21 protein-coding genes and 1 pseudogene are annotated in these 19,332 nt (G+C 59.1%); 9 read left to right on the top strand and 13 right to left on the bottom strand.

The window, feature by feature from the left end; genetic code table 11:
- The first annotated feature begins 38 nt into the window (after positions 1 to 38).
- Together AC1PQG_RS12410 and AC1PQG_RS12405 are read left to right on the top strand one after the other, a co-directional pair.
- Positions 39 to 302, top strand: a complete 264-nt coding sequence (locus tag AC1PQG_RS12410; protein ID WP_481122843.1) for a hypothetical protein — start codon at positions 39 to 41, stop codon at positions 300 to 302.
- Between the two features lie 123 nt (positions 303 to 425).
- The gene (locus AC1PQG_RS12405) at positions 426 to 2,747 is read left to right on the top strand and encodes an ATP-binding protein (protein WP_481122842.1); all 2,322 of its coding nucleotides are present in this window, start codon (positions 426 to 428) and stop codon (positions 2,745 to 2,747) included.
- A 220-nt stretch (positions 2,748 to 2,967) separates the two neighbouring features.
- Here the strand turns inward: AC1PQG_RS12405 and AC1PQG_RS12400 are convergent, their stop codons facing one another.
- A complete protein-coding gene (locus tag AC1PQG_RS12400; RefSeq protein WP_481122841.1) occupies positions 2,968 to 3,609 on the bottom strand; it encodes a DUF1109 domain-containing protein in 642 nt (213 codons plus the stop codon).
- Positions 3,606 to 4,118: a sigma-70 family RNA polymerase sigma factor gene (locus AC1PQG_RS12395; RefSeq protein WP_481123000.1), complete on the bottom strand. Its 513-nt coding sequence runs from the start codon at positions 4,116 to 4,118 to the stop codon at positions 3,606 to 3,608. The genes AC1PQG_RS12400 and AC1PQG_RS12395 overlap by 4 nt, the downstream gene beginning before the upstream one ends.
- On the opposite strand from AC1PQG_RS12395, the gene AC1PQG_RS12390 reads away from it, so the two are divergent.
- The 6 genes from AC1PQG_RS12390 (at position 4,053) to AC1PQG_RS12365 (ending at position 9,845) form a co-directional block, all read left to right on the top strand.
- Positions 4,053 to 4,280 (top strand): hypothetical protein, encoded by a 228-nt coding sequence (locus AC1PQG_RS12390; protein WP_481123068.1) that lies wholly within the window; start codon positions 4,053 to 4,055, stop codon positions 4,278 to 4,280. The genes AC1PQG_RS12395 and AC1PQG_RS12390 overlap by 66 nt on opposite strands.
- Before the next feature lie 45 nt (positions 4,281 to 4,325).
- The gene (locus AC1PQG_RS12385) at positions 4,326 to 4,922 is read left to right on the top strand and encodes a cytochrome b/b6 domain-containing protein (RefSeq protein ID WP_481122840.1); all 597 of its coding nucleotides are present in this window, start codon (positions 4,326 to 4,328) and stop codon (positions 4,920 to 4,922) included.
- Positions 4,923 to 4,932: 10 nt separating this feature from the next.
- Positions 4,933 to 5,721, top strand: coding sequence for a molybdopterin-binding protein (locus AC1PQG_RS12380; RefSeq protein WP_481122839.1), 789 nt, complete (start codon positions 4,933 to 4,935; stop codon positions 5,719 to 5,721).
- 70 nt (positions 5,722 to 5,791) lie between these two features.
- Positions 5,792 to 6,043: a pentapeptide MXKDX repeat protein gene (locus tag AC1PQG_RS12375; RefSeq protein ID WP_481122838.1), complete on the top strand. Its 252-nt coding sequence runs from the start codon at positions 5,792 to 5,794 to the stop codon at positions 6,041 to 6,043.
- Between the two features lie 48 nt (positions 6,044 to 6,091).
- Positions 6,092 to 6,679: a YidB family protein gene (locus tag AC1PQG_RS12370; RefSeq protein ID WP_481122837.1), complete on the top strand. Its 588-nt coding sequence runs from the start codon at positions 6,092 to 6,094 to the stop codon at positions 6,677 to 6,679.
- A gap of 217 nt (positions 6,680 to 6,896) precedes the next feature.
- The gene (locus AC1PQG_RS12365) at positions 6,897 to 9,845 is read left to right on the top strand and encodes an EAL domain-containing protein (RefSeq protein WP_481122836.1); all 2,949 of its coding nucleotides are present in this window, start codon (positions 6,897 to 6,899) and stop codon (positions 9,843 to 9,845) included.
- 58 nt (positions 9,846 to 9,903) lie between these two features.
- On the opposite strand, the gene AC1PQG_RS12360 is transcribed toward AC1PQG_RS12365, so the two are convergent.
- From AC1PQG_RS12360 to AC1PQG_RS12310, 11 genes are all read right to left on the bottom strand, one after another.
- Positions 9,904 to 10,365 (bottom strand): MarR family winged helix-turn-helix transcriptional regulator, encoded by a 462-nt coding sequence (locus AC1PQG_RS12360; protein ID WP_481122835.1) that lies wholly within the window; start codon positions 10,363 to 10,365, stop codon positions 9,904 to 9,906.
- A 58-nt stretch (positions 10,366 to 10,423) separates the two neighbouring features.
- Positions 10,424 to 11,038 carry a hypothetical protein gene (locus AC1PQG_RS12355; RefSeq protein WP_481122834.1) on the bottom strand — a complete coding sequence of 205 codons (615 nt, stop codon included), beginning with the start codon at positions 11,036 to 11,038 and terminating at the stop codon, positions 10,424 to 10,426.
- Positions 11,035 to 11,670 (bottom strand): SCO family protein, encoded by a 636-nt coding sequence (locus AC1PQG_RS12350; protein ID WP_481122833.1) that lies wholly within the window; start codon positions 11,668 to 11,670, stop codon positions 11,035 to 11,037. Before AC1PQG_RS12350 ends, AC1PQG_RS12355 begins: the two co-directional genes overlap by 4 nt.
- A gap of 22 nt (positions 11,671 to 11,692) precedes the next feature.
- Complete coding sequence (locus tag AC1PQG_RS12345; protein WP_481122832.1) at positions 11,693 to 12,304, bottom strand: c-type cytochrome; 612 nt, start codon at positions 12,302 to 12,304, stop codon at positions 11,693 to 11,695.
- A gap of 12 nt (positions 12,305 to 12,316) precedes the next feature.
- Positions 12,317 to 12,907, bottom strand: coding sequence for a cbb3-type cytochrome c oxidase subunit II (locus AC1PQG_RS12340; RefSeq protein ID WP_481122831.1), 591 nt, complete (start codon positions 12,905 to 12,907; stop codon positions 12,317 to 12,319).
- A 3-nt stretch (positions 12,908 to 12,910) separates the two neighbouring features.
- Positions 12,911 to 14,542, bottom strand: coding sequence for a cbb3-type cytochrome c oxidase subunit I (locus AC1PQG_RS12335; protein ID WP_481122830.1), 1,632 nt, complete (start codon positions 14,540 to 14,542; stop codon positions 12,911 to 12,913).
- A 323-nt stretch (positions 14,543 to 14,865) separates the two neighbouring features.
- Positions 14,866 to 15,162 carry a hypothetical protein gene (locus tag AC1PQG_RS12330; protein ID WP_481122829.1) on the bottom strand — a complete coding sequence of 99 codons (297 nt, stop codon included), beginning with the start codon at positions 15,160 to 15,162 and terminating at the stop codon, positions 14,866 to 14,868.
- A 628-nt stretch (positions 15,163 to 15,790) separates the two neighbouring features.
- Positions 15,791 to 16,042: a hypothetical protein gene (locus tag AC1PQG_RS12325; protein ID WP_481122828.1), complete on the bottom strand. Its 252-nt coding sequence runs from the start codon at positions 16,040 to 16,042 to the stop codon at positions 15,791 to 15,793.
- Between the two features lie 148 nt (positions 16,043 to 16,190).
- Positions 16,191 to 16,895: a DarT1-associated NADAR antitoxin family protein gene (locus tag AC1PQG_RS12320; protein WP_481122827.1), complete on the bottom strand. Its 705-nt coding sequence runs from the start codon at positions 16,893 to 16,895 to the stop codon at positions 16,191 to 16,193.
- Positions 16,896 to 16,904: 9 nt separating this feature from the next.
- A complete protein-coding gene (locus AC1PQG_RS12315; protein WP_481122826.1) occupies positions 16,905 to 17,522 on the bottom strand; it encodes a DarT ssDNA thymidine ADP-ribosyltransferase family protein in 618 nt (205 codons plus the stop codon).
- Positions 17,523 to 17,662: 140 nt separating this feature from the next.
- Positions 17,663 to 18,541, bottom strand: a complete 879-nt coding sequence (locus tag AC1PQG_RS12310) for a hypothetical protein (protein WP_481122825.1) — start codon at positions 18,539 to 18,541, stop codon at positions 17,663 to 17,665.
- A 630-nt stretch (positions 18,542 to 19,171) separates the two neighbouring features.
- On the opposite strand from AC1PQG_RS12310, the pseudogene AC1PQG_RS12305 reads away from it, so the two are divergent.
- A pseudogene (locus tag AC1PQG_RS12305) lies at positions 19,172 to 19,303 on the top strand (SDR family NAD(P)-dependent oxidoreductase); the annotation flags it as partial.
- Positions 19,304 to 19,332: the final 29 nt, after the last annotated feature.

Genomic DNA, 19,332 nt, shown 5'->3' with positions numbered 1-19,332 from the left:
GGTGCCGGAGCAGGTTCAGCGGCGGACGATGATGGCAGTTGCTCAGCGCCTTGCCGCTGAATCACCGGCCGCCCGAAGATCTCGTTGTCTACCAGCAGCCAGGCCCGGCCGCCCGGCTGGCGCAGCACATAGTGGCCGACACGGCCGTGGTAGGCGTCCTCGTTGACGAAGATCCCCTTCATCAGCGACTCGGGCGGAAAGAAGAGCACCGTCGCAAAGAACTGGTCCATGTGGATCGCCGCCGCACCGATGTCTTCGGCGGCAACGCGTTGAATCGCGTGCGCTCTCCAGCTCGCCCTTGAAATGCTCCCCCGGGGCCTGCGCGCTGGAGGTGGGAATACTTCACTGCCCATAGGGAGTGGATGACTTAGAGTATGAATTAATAATAACTATAAAAATGAAAAAAACAATACTCGGAGGCATTCATGTCTGGTGCAACGCTAAACTGGGTGCCAGGACGGGGCAGGATCGCATTGATCCTGTTACTCCTTGTCCTGCTTACCAGTGCCTCCTGGATCATGGCGTCGGTCGTGACCGACCGCATGATGGACGTGGCTTACCGACAGCAGCTTCAGTTGGCCCAGCAGCAACTCGACAGCCTGGACGGAAGCATCGAGGACGCGCTGTCATCTCTGGCTGGTATCCCTGCCGTGCTGGGGCGGGCGGATTTCATCGGCGCCGAGCTCGTGCGCCAAGCGCGCCACGCCGACGAGGCGACCCTGCCCCTGGCAGCGCGCAAGCAGCGCTGGGAGGATGACCCCGCGTTGCAGCAGGTTGGCAGGCGCCTTGATTTTGCTGCGACGAAACTGAAAGCAGACGCGCTATGGGTGCTGAATGCGCGGGGCGATTGCGTGGCATCCAGCAATTTCGACAAGTCGCTGAGCTTCGTGGGGCCCAACTATGCGGACCGGGCATACGTCCGCGACGCGATGGAGGGCCGTCTGGGCCGCCAGTATGTGGTTGGCAAGTTGAGCCGGGTTCCTGGCCTGTATTTTTCTTCGCCCGTCATCGTGGGCGACAGGATCGTCGGGGTGATTGCCGCCAAGCGGGATCTGACGCACCTTGACGGGTGGACACGTTACATCGATGCGTTCATCACCGATGCCTATGGCGTCGTGGTGCTGGCTCGCAACAAGTCCCTGGAATTCCGCACGCTACCAGGCGTTGATCTGTCAGCAATGCCCGAACGGGAACGGCAGGACGTCTACTCTCGAAGCGTCTTCAAGCCCCTCGCTCTCACGCGTTTCGATGCCAAGACCTACCCGCATCTGATGCTGCTGGATGGCGAACGGAGCATCCCGTACCTCTTTCTCAGCGCAAAGGAGGCCAGCAGCGGCTTTACCGTTCATCTGTTGCAGCCGGTGCCCGAACTGCGTCGCCTGGAGACCCAGCGCGAGTCCCTCTTTGCGTTGCTGGCGGTGTCGGCCAATCTGCTGGTGGTGACGGTGATCTCCGTGGCCATGTATTTCTCGTCATTGAAGAAGGCCCGCCAGGAAACCTTGCGGGTCAATCAGGAGCTGGAAGGGTTGGTGGTTCAGCGGACTACCGAACTGCGACAGGCGAAGGAAATGGCGGAAGCGGCCAATGAGGCGAAGAGCCGCTTCATCGCCAATATGAGCCATGAAATCCGCACGCCGATGAATGCCATCCTCGGCCTGTCCGGCATCCTGAGGCGCCGCTATGAGAACGATGAGGCGGCCGACAAACTCGGCAAGATCGAGACGGCCGGCAGGCATCTGCTGTGTATCGTCAATGACATCCTGGATATCTCCAAGATCGAAGCCAACCAGCTGGTGCTGGCCGAGGAGCGTTTCGACATTCGTTTGCTGGCGTCCTCCGTTATCGCCATGCAGGCCGATCTGGCGCACAGCAAAAACATCCGCATCGAGATTGCGTCGGACCCGCTGCCCGACGTTGTCCTCGGCGACCGCACGCGTCTGGTCCAGGCCCTGCTGAACCTCGTCAGTAACGCGGTGAAGTTCACCGCTAAGGGCTCGGTGACGGTAAGGGTGCTGCGGGAAGAGGAAGACGCGACCCGGATAAGGCTTCGTTTCGAGGTGGCCGACACCGGCATCGGTATCGCCGCAGACAAGTTGTCGACGCTGTTCAGTCCCTTCAGCCAGGCCGACAACTCCATATCCCGACGATACGGCGGTACCGGCCTGGGGCTCGCCATCACCAAGCGCCTGGCGCAGTTGATGGGTGGCGATGCTGGGGCCGAGAGCCAGCCTGGCGTAGGTAGCACATTCTGGTTTACCGTGAGCCTCGCCAAGCCCGTGGCGGACTGCCACGCGCCGAAGCTGGAGGTACCGGAGAACGCGGCGGACTGTCTGCGACTCAGGTTTGCCGGCAGCCGGGTGTTGCTGGTCGAGGACGAACCGGTCAATCAGCTCGTCGCCGAGGAGAATCTGCGTGACTTCGGCTTGGTGGTTGATATTGCCCCGGATGGTGTCGAGGCGCTGGAAATGCTGGTGCGGGCTGCCCCCGATACCTATGCGCTGATCCTGATGGACATGCAGATGCCGCGTATGGATGGCCTGACGGCCACCCGGGCACTCAGGCAGCTACCGGCATTCCAGAACATTCCGGTGGTTGCGATGACGGCCAATGCCTTCATGGAAGACCGGCAGCGTTGCCATGAGGTAGGGATGAACGATTTCCTGGCCAAACCCGTCGATCCGGCACTGATGAGCAGAGTCCTGCTCCAGTGGCTGGCCCATGATCGGGCCAACTGGAAGCAGCCCTAGCCACTCCTAAGTGGTTCATCGTCGCGAGGAACAGGGCGTTCATCGCCCCCCTGTGCCCCGTCTCAACGCCCCTCGAAGCGGGGCTGCAGTTTTTCGATGAAGGCTTGCATGCCTTCCTTTTGGCCGTGGGATCCGGCGAGCATCGCGGGCGGCCTCGACCTGGCCGGGTCGGTGTGCATGCTCACAAGGGTTACGCACAAGCGGCCGTGAGTCGGCGCGGCTACCAACGCAGGATCGAATTTCCGAGCACGGCCCCGACGCCGGCTGGAATGAGCGTACCCAACAGATACCAGAAGCCGATGAACGGCGCGCCCATCTCCGGACAGTGCAGGCAATAGACCACTGCGGCAACGGACCCTGAAAGCAGGCCGGCGGCGAATCCGGCCAGTCGCGGCCGGGTCGGTGCCAGACCCTTCATGGTGTGCAGCACCGCGGCGAACACCGGCACCGAGAGCATGGCGATCAGCAGGGGGCAGGATTTCCAGGTGTCGCCGAAGAATAGCCTCGAGCGCTCCAGCGGCTCCGCCTCGATCAGCGTGAAAGCGGCGATGGCCCAGATACCCAGCACGGGAAGGCCGAGCGCGACCGGCACCCGGTCGAGCGCCGCGCCTGGCCGCGACAGGCGGAGCGCAGCAAACAGGCTCGCCGCGGCCAGACTGGCGACGAATCCGACCTTGACCCAGAACATCGGCAGCAGCAAGGCCTGCGCGAGATCGTGGCGCACCTGCAGGACAAGGAGCATCAGCAGGCTGGCGCCCGCCGCGCCCCAGCCGATGGCCAGCGCGTAGCGCTGTGCGGCGGGCGGCGCCTCGACGGCTCCGGCGCCGGTGGCCAGCATGGTGATCAGATCATCCGTTTTCATAATGCACCTCGAATCTTCGCGGCGAGCGCTTTCAAGCCGCGATGGACGCCGATCTTGATCGCCGATTCCGACATCCCGCTCACATCGGCCGCCTCCTTGACCGACAGGCCTTCCAGCTTGGTATGTACGATCGGCAGGCGGAACCGGTCGGGCAGATCCGCCAGCAGCTTGTTCAGATCCCGACGCGCCTCGGCGGCATCCGAATCCGCCGTGCTGAACAGTTCCATTTCCTCATCCAGCGGATCGTTCAACATCTCATGTGCCGCCCGCCGCCGGAGCAGATCGACCAGCTTGTAGCGGGCGATGGCCTGTACCCAGGCCGACAAGGGTTGATCCGCCTCATAGGTGTGACGCAGGTTATGGATGGCCAGCAGGGATTCCTGCACCAGATCCTCGACCTCGTCCGGCAAGCGGGCCAGGCGTCGTCGCAGGAAAGCACGCAGATGCGCGCTCAATTCCGTCAGGAACATCCGATAGGCGGCATCGTCGCCGGCAAGACCCCGCGTCAGCAGATCCCGCAGGCGCTCTTCCCTCGAACGAAATCCGGCTTCCCTATTCATTCGTTGCACCGGTGCGTTTGGTTACAGCGGTCAGCGGAAATTTTTGCCGATGCCTTGGCAGAAAAAATTCTGCCTGAGCCTGTAACCATTTACCACCCGTCAGCGAATTAACTGTCAGGCAGGACAACAAGCGGGCACCCGTTGGAAAGGGGCACCATGGTCAACGATACCGCTCTTATTCATCCGCGCTGGGTTCGTATCACCCACTGGGTCAACGCGGCTGCAGTCATTACGCTGGCCACCAGCGGCTGGCGTATTTACGATGCCTCGCCGTTCTTCCCCTTTGCCATTCCCACGCAATTCACTTTGGGAGGTTGGTTGGGCGGCGCCATTCAGTGGCACTTTGCGGCCATGTGGGTGCTGGCCGGCAACGGCGTGATTTACCTGGCGGGCAACCTCATCAGCGGGCGGCTAGGGCGCAAGTTCTTCCCGTGGTCGCCGCGCGCCTTTCTGGCGGATGTATTGGCGGCACTGAAAGGCAAGCTGTCGCACGCCGATCTGAGCCACTACAACATGGTGCAGAGGGCGGCCTATCTTTTCGTGATGCTCGATTCCGTGCTGCTCGTCCTGTCCGGCCTGGTGCTCTGGAAATCCGTGCAGTTTCCGTTGCTGCGCACGCTGCTCGGCGGCTACGAGGCGGTGCGGCGGGAGCATTTCCTGGCCATGGCGGCGCTGGTGGCATTCGTCGGCGTCCATCTGGTCATGGTGGCCCTGGTTCCCCGTACGTTGCTGGCCATGATCCGCGGCCGCTAGGGAGAGTGACATGCGCAAGAACGCTTCCCACCAGCTCATCGTCAATGGTGAGCGCCTGCTCGAGGACGCACTGAAGGACATGGGGCGTCATCTCGAACAACCGACCCGGCGTGCATTCCTGCAACGCTCCCTGAGCCTCGGTGGGCTTTCGCTGCTCAGCGGCTGTTCGATTGTCGATGAGAGCAGCGTCGAAGAGGCGCTGATGAAAGTGTCGCGCTTCAACGACAAGGCCCAGGCCTGGCTCTTCGACCCCCAGCGGCTGGCCCCGACCTATCCGGATTCGATGATCACCCGGCCTTTTCCCTTCAATGCCTACTACGACGAGGACGAGATCCGGGAAGTGGACGAAGCGGCTTATCGCCTGGAAGTCACCGGCCTCGTCGCCGACAAGCGTGCCTGGACGCTGGCCGAGCTGCGGGCCATGCCGCAGACCGACCAGATCACCCGCCATATCTGCGTCGAAGGCTGGAGCGCCATCGGCAAATGGGGCGGCGTGCCGTTTGCCAGCTTCCTGCGCCGGATCGGCGCGGACCTCAGCGCCAAGTACGTCGGTTTCAAATGCGTCGATGACTATTACACCAGTATCGACATGCCGACAGCGCTGCACCCGCAAACGCTGCTGACCTTGACCTACGACGGCCAACCGCTACCGCCGCGCTACGGTTTTCCAATGAAGCTGCGCATGCCGACCAAACTCGGCTACAAGAACCCGAAATACATCCAGGCCATTTTCGTCACCAACACCTACCCCGGAGGCTATTGGGAAGATCAGGGGTACAACTGGTTCGGCGGCAGTTGAGTAATCCCGTTCAATTGCCCTGAATACCCGGCATTTCTGCCGTTCATTCATCACCTCAATGGAGTCCGCCATGAAAACGATCATCTCCAGCATTTTCGCCGCATGTTTGATGCTCGCCGGCAGCACCGCTTTTGCCGACGACATGATGAAGAAGGACGCGATGGCCACCGACAGCATGGCCAAGGACGGAATGAAGAAGGACATGAAGGCCAAGGACCACATGGCCAAAGACCATATGGCCAAGGAGGGCATGAAGAAGGACGCCATGAAGAAAGATGGCATGACCAAAGATGCGATGGGCAAGGACGAAATGAAGAAGTAGGTTCGGAAGGCGGTGGGGGTCAGCTGATTTTGCCAGTCGCCACTGCAAATGGCGCCCCCACCAACGCGCCGTGCCGTGCCATGGCTTGCTGCGCTGGGTCGTTATCGACGCTTCGCCCTGCCGACGAGTGGGATCTTCTTTCCCGTGTATGCTTGGTGCAGGCGTCGCAAACGCCGTGACGCCTCATCTGAATTCACACGCTCAGTGAAAGGAGCAATCATGGGTCTGTTCGATCAAGTCGTAGGGGCTGTCATGTCCGGCCAAACTACCGATGGCGCGGCCAATCCGCTGCTCGCCGGCATCATGCAACTCATCAACGACCCGCAGACCGGCGGCCTGGCCGGTCTTGTCCAGGCCTTCCAGAACGGCGGCCTCGGCGAGATCGCCAAGTCGTGGGTGTCGACGGGCCAGAACCTGCCGATCTCTGCCGAACAGATCCAGAGCGTGCTCGGCAGCAGCGGCATTCTGCAAAACCTCGCCAGCCAATTCGGCCTCAGCAGCGAGCAGGTTTCCGGGCAACTCGCCGAACTGCTCCCGCAGATCGTGGACAAGCTGACCCCCAATGGCGCCCTTCCCGAGAGCAACGACCTGATGGCAGAGGGCATTGAACTGCTGAAGGGCAAGCTCTTTGGCTGATCGCCGGCGCGGGCATCGTCTTGCGAATGCACCGCCCGTGATGGCGGTGCCGTAAATGACTGAGGCAAAGCGAAATTGCGTTCCCTTTTCCACGGAGATTACGAAGGGTTCCCGCAAGAGGACATACGCTATAGTGAGTGGAGTATCGCCGATTGGATGCCCAGGATAAATTCCAAGAGGGTGTCCAAGCGATCTGTTCCTCGAAAGCTAAAGACTGATGTCTATCGAAGACTCTGCCCCGGTGCCTGCGCACGCAGTTCCTTCTTTGTTGCCCTGCTCGACACGGGAGGCCAATAAGGCACCGTCGGCATTCGAGCCGCTCCACACCGCCTTGTTCGATCACATGCTCAATGGCCTGGCGTACTGCCGGATGCTGTATGAGGGAGATCAACCGGTCGATTTCATCTATCTGAGTGTCAACGACGCCTTCGGTGCACAGACGGGCCTGAGGAACGTCGAGGGCCGCCGGGTGAGCGAGGTCGTCCCCGGCATCCGGGAGGCCGATCCGGAACTGTTCGCAATCTATGGCCGCGTTGCGCGTGGCGGGCCTCCCGAGACCTTCGAGACCTACGTCGAAGCCCTCCAGATGTGGTTCGAGATATCGGTCTATAGTCCAAAATCCGAACACTTCGTGGCCGTTTTCGACGTCATTACTGAACGCAAGCTCGCAGAGTTGGCACTGCGCAGCAGCGAGGAGCAGTTCGCGACGGTTTTTCAGGCTAGCCCGGTCGGCATCGTGATCAGCAAGCGCGATACGGGAGAGATCGTGGATGCCAACCCGAGCTTTCTGGACATTTTCGGCTATTGGAAAGAGGAGGTGATCGGTCGGAATTCCACTGAATTGCATATGTTTGCAGATCCCGAGGAACGTGGCCGAATGACCGCCATCCTGGCAAAGGATGGCTGCCTGAAGCACTACGAGGGCGCTTTTCTGAAAAAGAACGGCGAGCGGGGTGTGTTCCTGGTGTCGATCCGCCCCATTGAGATTGGCGGGCAAGCCTTTTTCCTCAGTCTCCTCTCGGACTATACGGAACGCCGGGCTGCAGAAGATCGGTTGCGCCAGGCCGCCACCGTCTTCGACAGCACGATGGAGGGGATCGTCGTGACCGATGCCAATGCACGCATCACTGCGGTCAACGCCGCCTTCTGCCGCATCACCGGGTTCGAGGAAGCGGAGGTGATCGGCAGGAACGCCAACGTCTCGAGGTCGGCGCGCCACGATGCGAGCTTTTTCCGGGGCATGTGGGACGCGCTGAAACAGACCGGCTCATGGCAAGGGGAGCTCTGGAACCGTCGCAAGAACGGAGAGCTTTATCCGGTGCGGATGCATATCAATGCGGTCAAGGATCAAGGCGGAAACACCCTGCACTATGTCGGCGTCTTCTCCGACATCACGTCAATCAGGCGATACGAGGAACGTCTCGAGTTTCTGGCTAACCACGACCCGCTCACGGACCTGCCGAACCGCCTGTTGCTGAGCGACCGTATCGATCAAGGCATCGCACGTGCCTGTCGGACAGGTACGCAATTGGCCGTGTTGTTCATTGATCTCGACCATTTCAAAACCATTAATGACAGTCGGGGCCACGCCGTGGGGGATCAACTGCTGATCGACGTCACCCAGCGATTGCGTGGGCGGGTACGTGGCGAAGATACGCTGGCCCGTTTCGGCGGGGATGAGTTTGTGCTCGTTCTCGATCCAGTTCTCGATTCCGAGGCGGCGGCCCGCATTGCGCTCGACCTGCTCGCCCAACTGGCCGCGCCATTTCCGCTCTCCGGGGGGAGCGAGCTGTATGTCGGAGCCAGTATCGGAATCAGCATCTACCCGGACGATGCTCGAACGGCTGCCGATCTGATCCGAGATGCCGATGCCGCCATGTATCAAGCCAAGGAGCAAGGCCGTAACCGTTTCTGTTTCTACACGGCCGACATGAACACTCGGGCAATCGCGCAACTTGAACTCGAAGTGGCTCTGCGCCGTGCAGTGGAGCGTGATGAATTCGTCCTGTATTTTCAGCCCAAAGCCGATCTCCGGACGGGGCTGGTCTACGGGGCGGAAGCTCTGATCAGATGGCAGCCTGAGGGGCGCGACCTCGTACCGCCGGCCGACTTCATCCCCCAGGCCGAACGAAGTGGATTGATCATTCAAATCGGAAACTGGGTCATCGATGCGGCATGTCGTCAGATCAAACTCTGGCGGGACGCCGGATTCCGTGACTTGCGGCTGGCCGTCAATGTTTCCGCACGCCAGTTTCATGCCAGCGATCTTGCCAAGGTCGTCACGCAAGCCTTGGCGCGCCATGCTGTGCCCGCAAGCAGCCTTGAACTGGAGCTGACGGAGAGCGCGCTGATGGCGGATCCGGAAGCGGCGGTCGCCGTTCTGGCAGGTCTCAAGCGGATCGGCGTCCAGCTCTCGCTTGACGACTTCGGCACTGGCTATTCGAGCTTTACCTATTTGAGCCGCTTTCCCATCGATACCCTCAAGATCGACCAGTCATTCGTGCGCGATATTGTCACGGAACCACGGGCCGCGATGATCGCCCTGTCCATCATCGACCTTGCCCACCGCATGCATCTGAAAGTCGTGGCGGAGGGCGTTGAGACTGAAGCGCAAGCGAACTATTTGAGAACGCGCGATTGCGATGAAATGCAGGGCTACTATTTCTCCCCACCATTGCCGGCCGCGGATTTCAGCGCGCTGATTCGTGACGGAAAAAGGCTGCCGTTGCGTTCCGTGTCGAACAGCCCCGAAGGCCGAACCATCCTGTTCGTCGATGACGAACCCGATATTCTGGCCGCGTTGCGTCGCCTGCTGCAACGGGAGGGAATCCGGGTCCTGACCGCTGAAAGCGGCAACCGTGCTCTTGAGTTGCTGGCGACCGAAGGGGTTCAGGTGATCATTTCCGACCAGCGCATGCCTCAGATGACAGGAACGGAGTTCATGAGTCGTGTCAAGGAGCTGCATCCGGACACCGTACGCATGGTGCTGACCGCCTACGTGGACCTGGACTCCGTGACTCAGGCCGTCAATGGCGGCGCGATCTACAAGTTCCTGCATAAACCCTGGAACGATGCACAGTTGCGAGAGCAGATCCGCGAGGCCTTTCGTTATTACGAGGATGTCATCCGGCGGAGGTGCGCCAAACCGACCGGCCCCCAGGCCTAATTTGGCGCGCGAGTTCGAAATGGCGGGAGGGCGCTCGCAGATTCACACGACGAATCGGCTAGGTGCCGCTGTTTTCCGGGGGCAGACTGAATGAGTTCTCCAGCATCCGCAATTCGGGTTGGTGCAGAACCGCCAGACGCTCCAGCACTTTTTCTCCCTCGGGCAGGAGATGAATTTCCACCTGACGCCGGTCCTCCTGGTTGATGCGTCGCTGGATCAGACCCAGCTTCTCGCAGCGATCCAGCAGGGCCACAACGCCGTGGTGCTTGGCCTGCAGCTTCTCGGCGAGTTCGCCGACGCTGGCCCAGTCTTTTCCGCGCATGGCCTTCACGTGCAGGAGCAGCTGATACTGCAGGGACGTCAGGCCTTCCGCATGGCAGATATCTTCACTGAATCGCAAAAAACGGCGCAATTGGTGGCGGACATGGGATAGCCGCCGGTAGTCCTCTTGGGAGAGCGTGGCCGGAAGGTCGGAGGGGCTTTCCGATGAGGGCGAATTCGTGGGGTTGCGGGGATCCAAATTCGGCATTCGTATCGTGTGCAGCTGAGTGAATCCCCGGATTCTAAAACGCCGCCGCCTAGGATTTCACATGATCCGCGGCGCCCATTGGAACCGGGTCGTCCCCCAGGAGCCGCCGTAAATCCCCGCTCCACCAAAGATCGAAACACCACGCGAGAAATGCCAGCAGCGCGGCGACCACCAGCCAGAATCCGGCGTTGATCTGTTCGTCGGCCAGATAGACGGCGCACAGGCGGGTTGGCGCGTCCTGATAAAGCAGGCCGACGACAGCCGCCATCCAGCACCAGTTGCCTAGAAAGAATGCCTGCACGATGCGACCGGCCAGCGGCCACGAGTATCGAAATGCGGCGCCGGCGGCGAGCAGCGAGCCGAACTTGGCAGCCTCCGCCCAAGGCAGGAGACGGGCGGCATCGATGGCACGGGGAATCATCCAGAACGACGTTGCCAACACGCCGAGCAATAGCCCGGTGAGGCCGTAGGCATTCCACGCGTGGAGAGGTGAGGCTCGCGCTGGTCCACGGCCGCCGGCCAGCAACCATCCCGTAGCGGTGATCAGCGGCAACTGGACCAGCATGTGCCGCGTCATATGGCTCTCGAACCAGCCGCGCACCACGGGCATCGCCAGGAACAACAGCAGGCCAAGGGCGATAAGGACACCACGGCGGTTCTTCATGAGCCGGCCCGCGCTTTCGTCGCGTTGTCCGCCTCAATCCTCGCAAGCGCCTCCGCCAGCGCTGCGGCCGGATTGGCGAGATCCATGATCCGCACCAGGCGGCCACGCTGGTCCACCACGTGTATGGCGGCATTGTGCTCAAAACCGCCCAGCCCATCGGGGATGACGACGATCCCGAAGTTGCCGAGCAGCTTTGGCTGCTCTGCGGCGTTGGCGAGTGCCGCGAATTGCCACACGGCGCCGTCGGCGCGCTGGTGGCGCGCATAGGCAGCAAGCTCGGCTGGCGTGTCATGCTCAGGATCGAAGCTGATGCTGAGCAGGCGAACCCGGTCCTGCAAGCCGCGCGCACGGATTTCGGTCTGCAGTTGCTGGAACTCGCTTCCGAGCGCGCGGCATACCGTTTCACAACGGGTATAGACGAAGTCGAGAAGGGTCACGTGGTCCGGATCGCTCAGGGACACCGGCCTGCCGTCCGTGCCCAGCACCTCCAGAACGGGCAGCTGAACCGGGGCCTCCGAGACTTCAAGCCGACGCGCATCTTCACTGGTGAAGGCGCGCAGCCCATCGGTGGTCTGCACGAGGGCGGAGCCGCCGGCCAGCGCAACACACAGCACGGCGAGCAGGGTCCGCATCTCGTCCCGTCCCGACTTCCGGCTAGCGGAATTGCGCCAGTTCGTCGCCACCCGTCCAGGGCTTGCTACGCGCCTTGGTGGCGTCACGCTCGGTCGCAACCGTAGCCGGGCTGATCGGGCTGGCCGTATTGCCCCACTGTTTCCGGACGTAGCTCGTCACAGCAGCGATTTCGGCGTCGTTGAGCTTCTCGCCGAAATTCGGCATCGCGCCCTGATAGCTCGCGCCTTTCACCGTGATCGGACCATCGATGCCGTGCAGCAGGATTTGCACGATCAGGCGCTCCTTTCCCGTCGCCCATTCCGACCCGGCCAGCGGGGGGAATACGCCAGGAATCCCTTGCCCGGTGGCCTGGTGACAGGCCGAGCACTGCGCTGAAAAGATCTGCGCGCCGTCCACTGCCGCGCCAGGTGCGGCCGCTACGCTGGCGGAAAGGTCCGACAGGGTGCGCCGGTCACCGAATTGCGGCGGAGTACGTGGATTCGCAGTCGCAATGTAATAGATGGCCCAGCCCAGCAAAATGGCGACCAAGCCCAGCAGGAGCACGGGAATCGGCGTCGACGACTCGTGGGGTTCGGGGTTTTCGCGCAAATGGGCGTCATGAATGGCCTGCCCACGTTTTGAATGTAAGGTCATGGCTCTGAATTCCTATTTAGCCTGTGCGGCGTCTGGAATGGGGTAGGTGTGGTCAAGCGACAGGAGGTACTTGGCCAACCTGATGGCCTCAGGCTTGGCGACGATCACGCCCTTGGCCGGCGCGAACGCCGGGGGAAGCGTCACTACCTTGTCGCCTTCTGCGGCCTGCGCCTTCAATTCGAACAGATACGGGAAGCCCGGCATGATGCTGTTCGGGGTATAGGCCCGGGGCTGGTACAGGTGGCCGAGCTGCCAGTCGATGCTCGGCTGGCGGGCGCCGATGTTGAACAGATCGGGGCCTGTCCGCATGGTGCCCAGCAGGTGGGGCTTGTCGTAGTAGTAGTCGCCCGGCACGGGGGCTCTGCCCCAGCCGCGCTTGGCATCCGGAGCCTGGCTGGCATCGCGCGGTTGCTGGGAATGGCAGTACACGCAGCCTTCGCTGATGTATTGCTGACGCCCCTGAGCTTCTTCCGGGCTGTAATCCTTGAGCTTTTCGGGAGGCTGGACCGACTGCAGCTGGAAATAGGGCAGGACGACCAGGGCGCTGGCGGAAACGGCGAGGGTGACCAGGGCGCCGGAGATGAGCTTGAATTCGTTTTCCATGATTCAGGCCGCAAAAGGGTTGCCGAGAATGACCGAGCCGGTACGCTTGGGACCATAACGCAAGGCCATGGCCGCGAAATGGAAGGCAAACACCAGATGGCCGGCCGTCATCAGCGCGCCGCCGACTGAACGTGCCTCCAGATAGGGCAGGGTCACCGTCACCGAATCCATGAACGGACGCGTGGCATCGACCATGGCGAGACCTTGCAGTACGCCGCCGATGGTCAGGCCGACGAAATAGATCGCGAAGCCGACAACGACCAGCCAGAAATGCCATTCAATCAGGCGCGGATAGGGCCACTCCCAGGCCATGATGCGCGGCATCACGAAGTAGATCGCGCCGAACATCACCATCGTCACGAATCCGTAGAGCCCCAGGTGGGCATGGGCAACGGTGAAGTGCGTGAAATGCGTGATGGTGTTGACGCTGCGCAGCGCCTCAAAAGAGCCCTGGATCGAGCTGAGCGTGTACATCAAGCCCCCCAGCGCGATGAAGCGCAGCGTGGGGGAATGGGGAATGGCGGCCAGAACGCCACGGAGCGTCAGGAACTGATTGGTCGTGAAGGCCAGCACCGGCACGATCATCATCACGCTCTGGACGATCGACAGAGTCACCATCCATTCCGGCACCGGGCCGCCGATCAGGTGGTGGCCGCCGACCTGGCCGTAAAAGAAGGCCAGCGCCCAGAAGCCAAGCAACGAAAGGTTGTAGGACTGGATGGGGCGGCCGAGCACCTTCGGCAAAAAGTAATAGGTGGTCGCCAAGGCCATCGGCGTATAGAAAAGCCCCAGCACGTTGTGGCCAAACCACCAGTTCATGGTGGCCTGTTCAACCCCGAAATGCAGCCCGGGGAACTTGGCGACGACGAACAGGATGGGGAACCAGAAAAGGGCCGCGCCCATGTACCAGATCGACACGTACAGGTGCTTTTCGGTGCGTCGATGCAGGGTCAGGATCAGCGGCAACCCGATCATCGCCCCACCGGCCACAATGAACAGCCCCAGTTGCCAGGGGATCTCGAGCCACTCCATGCCGTCGTTGATGCCGTTGCCGATACAGACCAGGCCGGCGATCAAGGCCGCGTTCCACAACACGGCCCCGAGCATGGCATAGCGTCCTCCGGCCAGCTTCGTCTTGAGAAGGCGCGGCAGCATCCAGATGGCGATGCCGAATGAAGCCATGGGCGCCCAACCGTAGGCGACGACATTGAGGTGCAGCGTTCGGATTCGACCGAAGGTTAGCCAGGGCGTATTGGTCAGCCAGTCCGGGTTATGCAGCTTGAGCGAGCTGGTCAGCCCCGCAAACGAGGCCAGCACCAACCAGACGACAGCGCAGCACAGGAAGATGAACGCCGGTTTGGCGCTCGAGCGATCCGCTTCGAGCCGGGCGCGGAGCGCGCCCTGATCCGGCTGTGTGGTATCGGCACCACCATGCGCCACCACGCGTTGCAGGGCCGAGATGCCGGCCTGCGTGGCGCCCGGATCCTCGACATGACCAATTTCCCCGGCAGCGAAGATCGTGCGGGCGCCTTTGGCGTTGCGCTCGAACAGATTCCTGCGCAAAGACCAGATGAAAACGAACAATCCTGTGACTGACAGGATGAATGAAGAAAGCAAGATAGTGACGGTATCCATGGCTCTTCCGTTGGGGTTCGGGGGTGACGACTCGCGGAGCTTTGGCTCCTGCTGATAGTTATTTGCGTACTGCCAGCGGTGAAGAGCGTCGCCTCTACGGCCTGCATGGATAGAGAGATGCCCTCGCGCTGCCGATAATTAGATCATAACGTGATATAAATACAACCGCGCTGGCCATATGGGTAAGGTGTCATCGAGTGGATGCTTGGCGGCAACGTGATGTGCCGCCTCGTGATCGACCGCGCATCGCTGGCAGGGCCGTACCCCTGCAGCAAACAGACCTGGCCCGGCCGCACGCCTTGCGCCGCCGGGCCAGTGCTTCCCTACACGCGTTCGCGTTCCCGCCGGTCATCGGCGCCGGCAAAACTGCGCCCCTCGACCAGCCTCATCAAGTCCCGGGCCTCGTCCGCGATCATCCCGCAGGCCCACAGGTAGTGCTCCTGGTACTCCACATCCATGCGCCGGAACATCTCGCCGGCGTTGCTGCGCGTCATCGCGAGCATGGCCTGCAGCTGCGCGAGGCGGGCGCTGAGCTGATCGACGAGAGTGAGGGTGTCCACGTTGTTCGCCAGCACATAGAGCGGCGCAGCGGGGGCAGGGAAGTTCAAGGGTGTATTCATGCCGTCGCCCTCCGTGCGCTGTATATCGAACGGGAAGAGGGGCAAGCAGGGAAAGCAGATGCAATCGGCACGCGCGGACGCGCACGCCTTTGGACTTGAATGGTCATGGTTAATGCTCCTTTGCGGTTGAGTCTCCGCAGCCCCCGTTCCAATGAGGGCGGCGGAACCGTGCAGGGTTGGAACTACCGGGCAAAGGAACCGGCCAGCCTTGCGGCTGCCCTGCACGGCCCGCCATTGGACAGGCGTAACCATGCAGCCGAAGTAAAAAGCCGCGAAAAACGCGGCCCTATCGGCCTTTGCTTGTCCGGGGTTCCAATCCCGGTCACCACTGTCTAGGTGACGGCGGCGAGTATCAGGCTTGCATCAAGAGTGCGTCAAGCGGGGGATTGCGCAAATTAGGCGGGCAGGAGAGGTATCACAACCACCCATCGGCGATGAACTCCATCACCGGATAAACCCGATTCTCCAGCTGATGGGCGGACGTCGGGGGGAGTTCGGCTTTCCGGTGGTGCTGTGCCCCAACACGAACATCCTGATGGTCAAGCTCATGGCGATGTTGGAGGCGTCGGGGTCGCTGTTCCAGGGCTACAAGATCGAATTGGTGGAATCCCATCGTGCGTCGAAGACGTCAATATCGGGCACGGCGGGATACGCCGTACGCCAGCGGTCTGGCGCGCATCGTCGAGGCGGTGCATGCCCCCGTGGGCAGCTGGATCAGCGGCGATCCAGATTCCTCGCAGAACGCACTTACCGCCGCCAACTCCCGCCCCGACCCCGCATGGATCAAAATGGCCTGCCCATCGTCCGCAGTCCGTTTTTCCCACGAAACGACTTGAAGCCGCGTATCCAGTTCCAGCGAGCCGAGCAATTCCTTCGCCAATTTTCCGGCTCCAACGATGATGACTTTTATGTATATGGCGTTGAGATTGAAAACGAGGGGTGTGAGGGAAGGGGATCTGTGCTTCTTGGCTCCTCTAGTGATGGTGTAAGTCAGAAAAATTAGGTCTTAGGTTATAAATTTATAAGAATCAAAGAAGTTTTTCTTGGGCTCTTGTGTCTTCGTGTGCATTGCTAATTGAACCGTTGGAAACAACTTCGAGGTAAAGAGATTTTTCTTTTAGAAACTGGTTTGTAAGCAACCCTCTCTTGTAGAGAGAAACGTACAGGGCGGCGGCATACGCTTGGCAATTAACTGATTTATCTGGATTGAAGGCTATGTCGGAAAACGCCTTGTAATCCAAAATCTTCTCAGCGAAATTTGGGTGTTTGTGCAGTGCGTTAATATAAAGCCAGTCATAAAACGCGGTTCGTGGCTCCAGATCCCAATCTACGCCATAAAAATTAAAACCAATTAAACGCCCAGACGAGTGCAGTCTTGGGTCTCGCTTTGCTTCAATAGATTTCTTATTGAGCAAATCAACAAAAGGTCCGCCGTTCTCAAAGACTTTGCTGGCTTGATAGGCGCATTCAAGACTAAAATGTCGGCCTTGTTTTACCGTTTTAATCATAAGATTAAATGCGCTTAGTTGCACTCCTAGCTCATCAGGAGATTTGCTAGATATTTCAAGGATTGGACTAATTTTGAAATTATTTTTTGCTGCTTCGTGCAGTGAAGCTATTGATTTTTGGGACTGACTTATCGCCATCCCTGGGTGCCACTTAAAATCTACATAATAGGTTTGAACTAATAGCCCCCCCTCTAGTGTAGGAGCAAAGATTGGCCTTGATGCCATGATTAAAAATCACTTCCAGTTCGCATAGTCCGTACGAGGATAGAAGAAGTCGTTGTTGTGGAAGAATTTTACATCTGGATTTTGCTTCTGCAACTCACTTCTTAGTGCTTCATTGTTCACTATTACTGAATAGATGAATTTGTTCGGTACGCCGTTGAGTAAGAGCACTTCGGCTTGCGGATTTGTAGGATAAAAGTCCGGGATTTGTAATGCATCCCGAGATTTGTTTTCCCAGTCATTGTACATCCCCTCAAAAGCTTTGGCCGTTTTTCGAGACTCCAACGATTCTTGGGTTACGTCGCTAGATGCTGCGTTTGTCCTACAAAACGCACATGGCAACTGCCAAAGAACATGGGGGTAAATCACCAGAATTACCCAACTTACACCTGGGTTCTCTATCCGAAGGCGGTAAAACATTTTGTAGTTTGGAAATCCAATCGACAAACAAACTGCATTTGTACCATCAAGGCGAAGAAGGTCGTTGAAGACTATACCTGTCTCTCCAGTCAAGATGTCGCGCGTTACAAGGCCACGTTGCAAAATTGAAGCCAGATTATCGACACGAGTAAAATGCAGCAGGTATTTAACCCCGCGTTTCTGTGCAAACTCCTTTATTGCGTCGCTCATGCCAAATTTCTCAATTTTTTCCTGTTTAAAAAACAAAACATAAGAAAATGAAGTCCGTTCTCCATTGCGAATGGAGATGAATCTTTAAAAGTGGATAAAGCTATTTTCATTTGACGCACTTGTGCTTTTAATGCAGAAGACTAAACGCTGCTCCAGCGTGCAAAAATCTCTTCACCAGCTGCGGTTAAGTCATTTAATCTTTTCTTATTTGACTTAGGTGCTGTACAGACCGTTCCTGTAGGGACGTCAACAACGTAGCACTTTCCGGGATCGACACTTTGGGGGTTAGATAGGTTGGTCTCTAGGTGCGCGCGAAGTGCTGTGGCCACATACTCAGCCGATTTGCTTTGTAGTGGGGATGATTTTGAGAAATTGAGCTTCACGCAGCCGACAACGTTTCCAGTTTCTTTGTCTTTCAAGAGGGCATCGGGTCTCATTGAGACCTTTGTGCCTCCGAAATCCATAACTTCCATGGAAAAGGCGTTGCCGCCATGAACAGATAGATCGTTGAGCTCAATTTCTTCCGAAAGAGGCAAAAAATCTTCAATAGCTTCAGCTGATAGTTGGCGATCTTGTATGGCAAAGTCAGTTCCCGATTGGTCGTTTCTTAGTTCAAATGCAATGGAAAGAGCCTTTTCTTCATCGGTCATTCCTTTCTCCAAGAATTCTACAATTGTCTCTCGGGCATCCTTGTAGCGGGCAACCTTGAATGTCGAAGGGCTTTTTTGATCTCTGAGAATTTGCTTTCGACGCGACGCTGTTGCCGTCATGTATTCACCAAGCTTGTTGATGGAGATTTTCGGTTCCATGAGAGCTCCTGTGGCTATAGCGTTTTTTTGAACTATTGCACTGCCGTGTGATAATGTCTGCCTTAAATAAAAGTGTTGGTTTTTTTGAGTATTGCTTTCACTCTCAACAAAACGCAGGCAAATATAGTCAGTCGATGAATCTTTCGGCATGTTGTGCGAGCAGTTAATATGTGCTTCGCTGAATGTGGATGGCGGTTGTTTCTTCAGCAATCCTCCACTTCAGGTCAATATCTGTCATTTACCTACTTCCCATCAATCCGAGAGATGTCGCCCTATAGCATTTCATCCCAATGTGGGTACTCGCTATGAATTTCGTCACTTCCGCATAGGCTGAGTGTGAGCGTGATTCACGCGCAAAGCCTTGACACCTTGCCCGTTCAAAGCCGTCCTCCATCCCAACCGCATCCAAAGTCCCTCAGCTGCACCTGACGGTGCACTCACCAGCCAAGACCTTCACCACCCCAAACTTCTCCGTGCACCGGTGCACGAAGACCTCACACCGGTGCACGCTCAACGTGCACGCGCCAACATTAAGCGTGCACGAAGAGGTAACACGCCTGAAAGTTCTTCTCACGCGCGCCAATGTTGATCTCACGGCCGTGCACGTTGATCTCGCACGCGCCGTATCTCTTGTTCACGCCGCCATACATCAACTTCGCAGCGCTGTAGCACACCCCTAGTCCCATCGGACGATGGTTGCGCCGTCCATCCCTAATAGGCTGCGTCTCCTCGCAGGCTGGGCCGGGGTGGGCTGGACTTGTGCCGTCCGGGCGCGGCTTGAACTTCCAATTACGCACCGTCCGTCGTCCGGGGCGGGTGGGCCGGTCCAGGAGACAGACAATGGCTTTTCGCTTGCAGGACAAGGTCGCTTTCGTTACCGGGGGTGGTACGGGCATTGGCGTGGCAACCGCGATCCGCTTTGCGCAGGAGGTGGCGACGGTGGTGATCTGTGGTCGCCGCCGCGAGCCGCTGGATGCGGTGGTGGCGTCCATCGTGGCGGC

The organism is Zoogloea sp. GDB6, from assembly GCF_056724105.1.
The sequence above is the reverse complement of the archived record's forward strand: the minus strand, read 5'-3'. Positions and strand labels throughout refer to the sequence as shown.

What these genes read in the sequence shown, in the direction of transcription:
- AC1PQG_RS12405 (WP_481122842.1), top strand. Translation starts at nt 426, where the DNA reads ATGTCTGGTGCAACGCTAAACTGGGTGCCAGGACGGGGCAGGATCGCA.
- AC1PQG_RS12400 (WP_481122841.1), bottom strand. Translation starts at nt 3,609, where the DNA reads ATGAAAACGGATGATCTGATCACCATGCTGGCCACCGGCGCCGGAGCC.
- AC1PQG_RS12390 (WP_481123068.1), top strand. Translation starts at nt 4,053, where the DNA reads ATGCGCGCTCAATTCCGTCAGGAACATCCGATAGGCGGCATCGTCGCC.
- AC1PQG_RS12385 (WP_481122840.1), top strand. Translation starts at nt 4,326, where the DNA reads ATGGTCAACGATACCGCTCTTATTCATCCGCGCTGGGTTCGTATCACC.
- AC1PQG_RS12380 (WP_481122839.1), top strand. Translation starts at nt 4,933, where the DNA reads ATGCGCAAGAACGCTTCCCACCAGCTCATCGTCAATGGTGAGCGCCTG.
- AC1PQG_RS12375 (WP_481122838.1), top strand. Translation starts at nt 5,792, where the DNA reads ATGAAAACGATCATCTCCAGCATTTTCGCCGCATGTTTGATGCTCGCC.
- AC1PQG_RS12370 (WP_481122837.1), top strand. Translation starts at nt 6,092, where the DNA reads ATGGCGCCCCCACCAACGCGCCGTGCCGTGCCATGGCTTGCTGCGCTG.
- AC1PQG_RS12365 (WP_481122836.1), top strand. Translation starts at nt 6,897, where the DNA reads ATGTCTATCGAAGACTCTGCCCCGGTGCCTGCGCACGCAGTTCCTTCT.
- AC1PQG_RS12355 (WP_481122834.1), bottom strand. Translation starts at nt 11,038, where the DNA reads ATGAAGAACCGCCGTGGTGTCCTTATCGCCCTTGGCCTGCTGTTGTTC.
- AC1PQG_RS12350 (WP_481122833.1), bottom strand. Translation starts at nt 11,670, where the DNA reads ATGCGGACCCTGCTCGCCGTGCTGTGTGTTGCGCTGGCCGGCGGCTCC.
- AC1PQG_RS12345 (WP_481122832.1), bottom strand. Translation starts at nt 12,304, where the DNA reads ATGACCTTACATTCAAAACGTGGGCAGGCCATTCATGACGCCCATTTG.
- AC1PQG_RS12340 (WP_481122831.1), bottom strand. Translation starts at nt 12,907, where the DNA reads ATGGAAAACGAATTCAAGCTCATCTCCGGCGCCCTGGTCACCCTCGCC.
- AC1PQG_RS12335 (WP_481122830.1), bottom strand. Translation starts at nt 14,542, where the DNA reads ATGGATACCGTCACTATCTTGCTTTCTTCATTCATCCTGTCAGTCACA.
- AC1PQG_RS12330 (WP_481122829.1), bottom strand. Translation starts at nt 15,162, where the DNA reads ATGAATACACCCTTGAACTTCCCTGCCCCCGCTGCGCCGCTCTATGTG.
- AC1PQG_RS12320 (WP_481122827.1), bottom strand. Translation starts at nt 16,895, where the DNA reads ATGGCATCAAGGCCAATCTTTGCTCCTACACTAGAGGGGGGGCTATTA.
- AC1PQG_RS12315 (WP_481122826.1), bottom strand. Translation starts at nt 17,522, where the DNA reads ATGAGCGACGCAATAAAGGAGTTTGCACAGAAACGCGGGGTTAAATAC.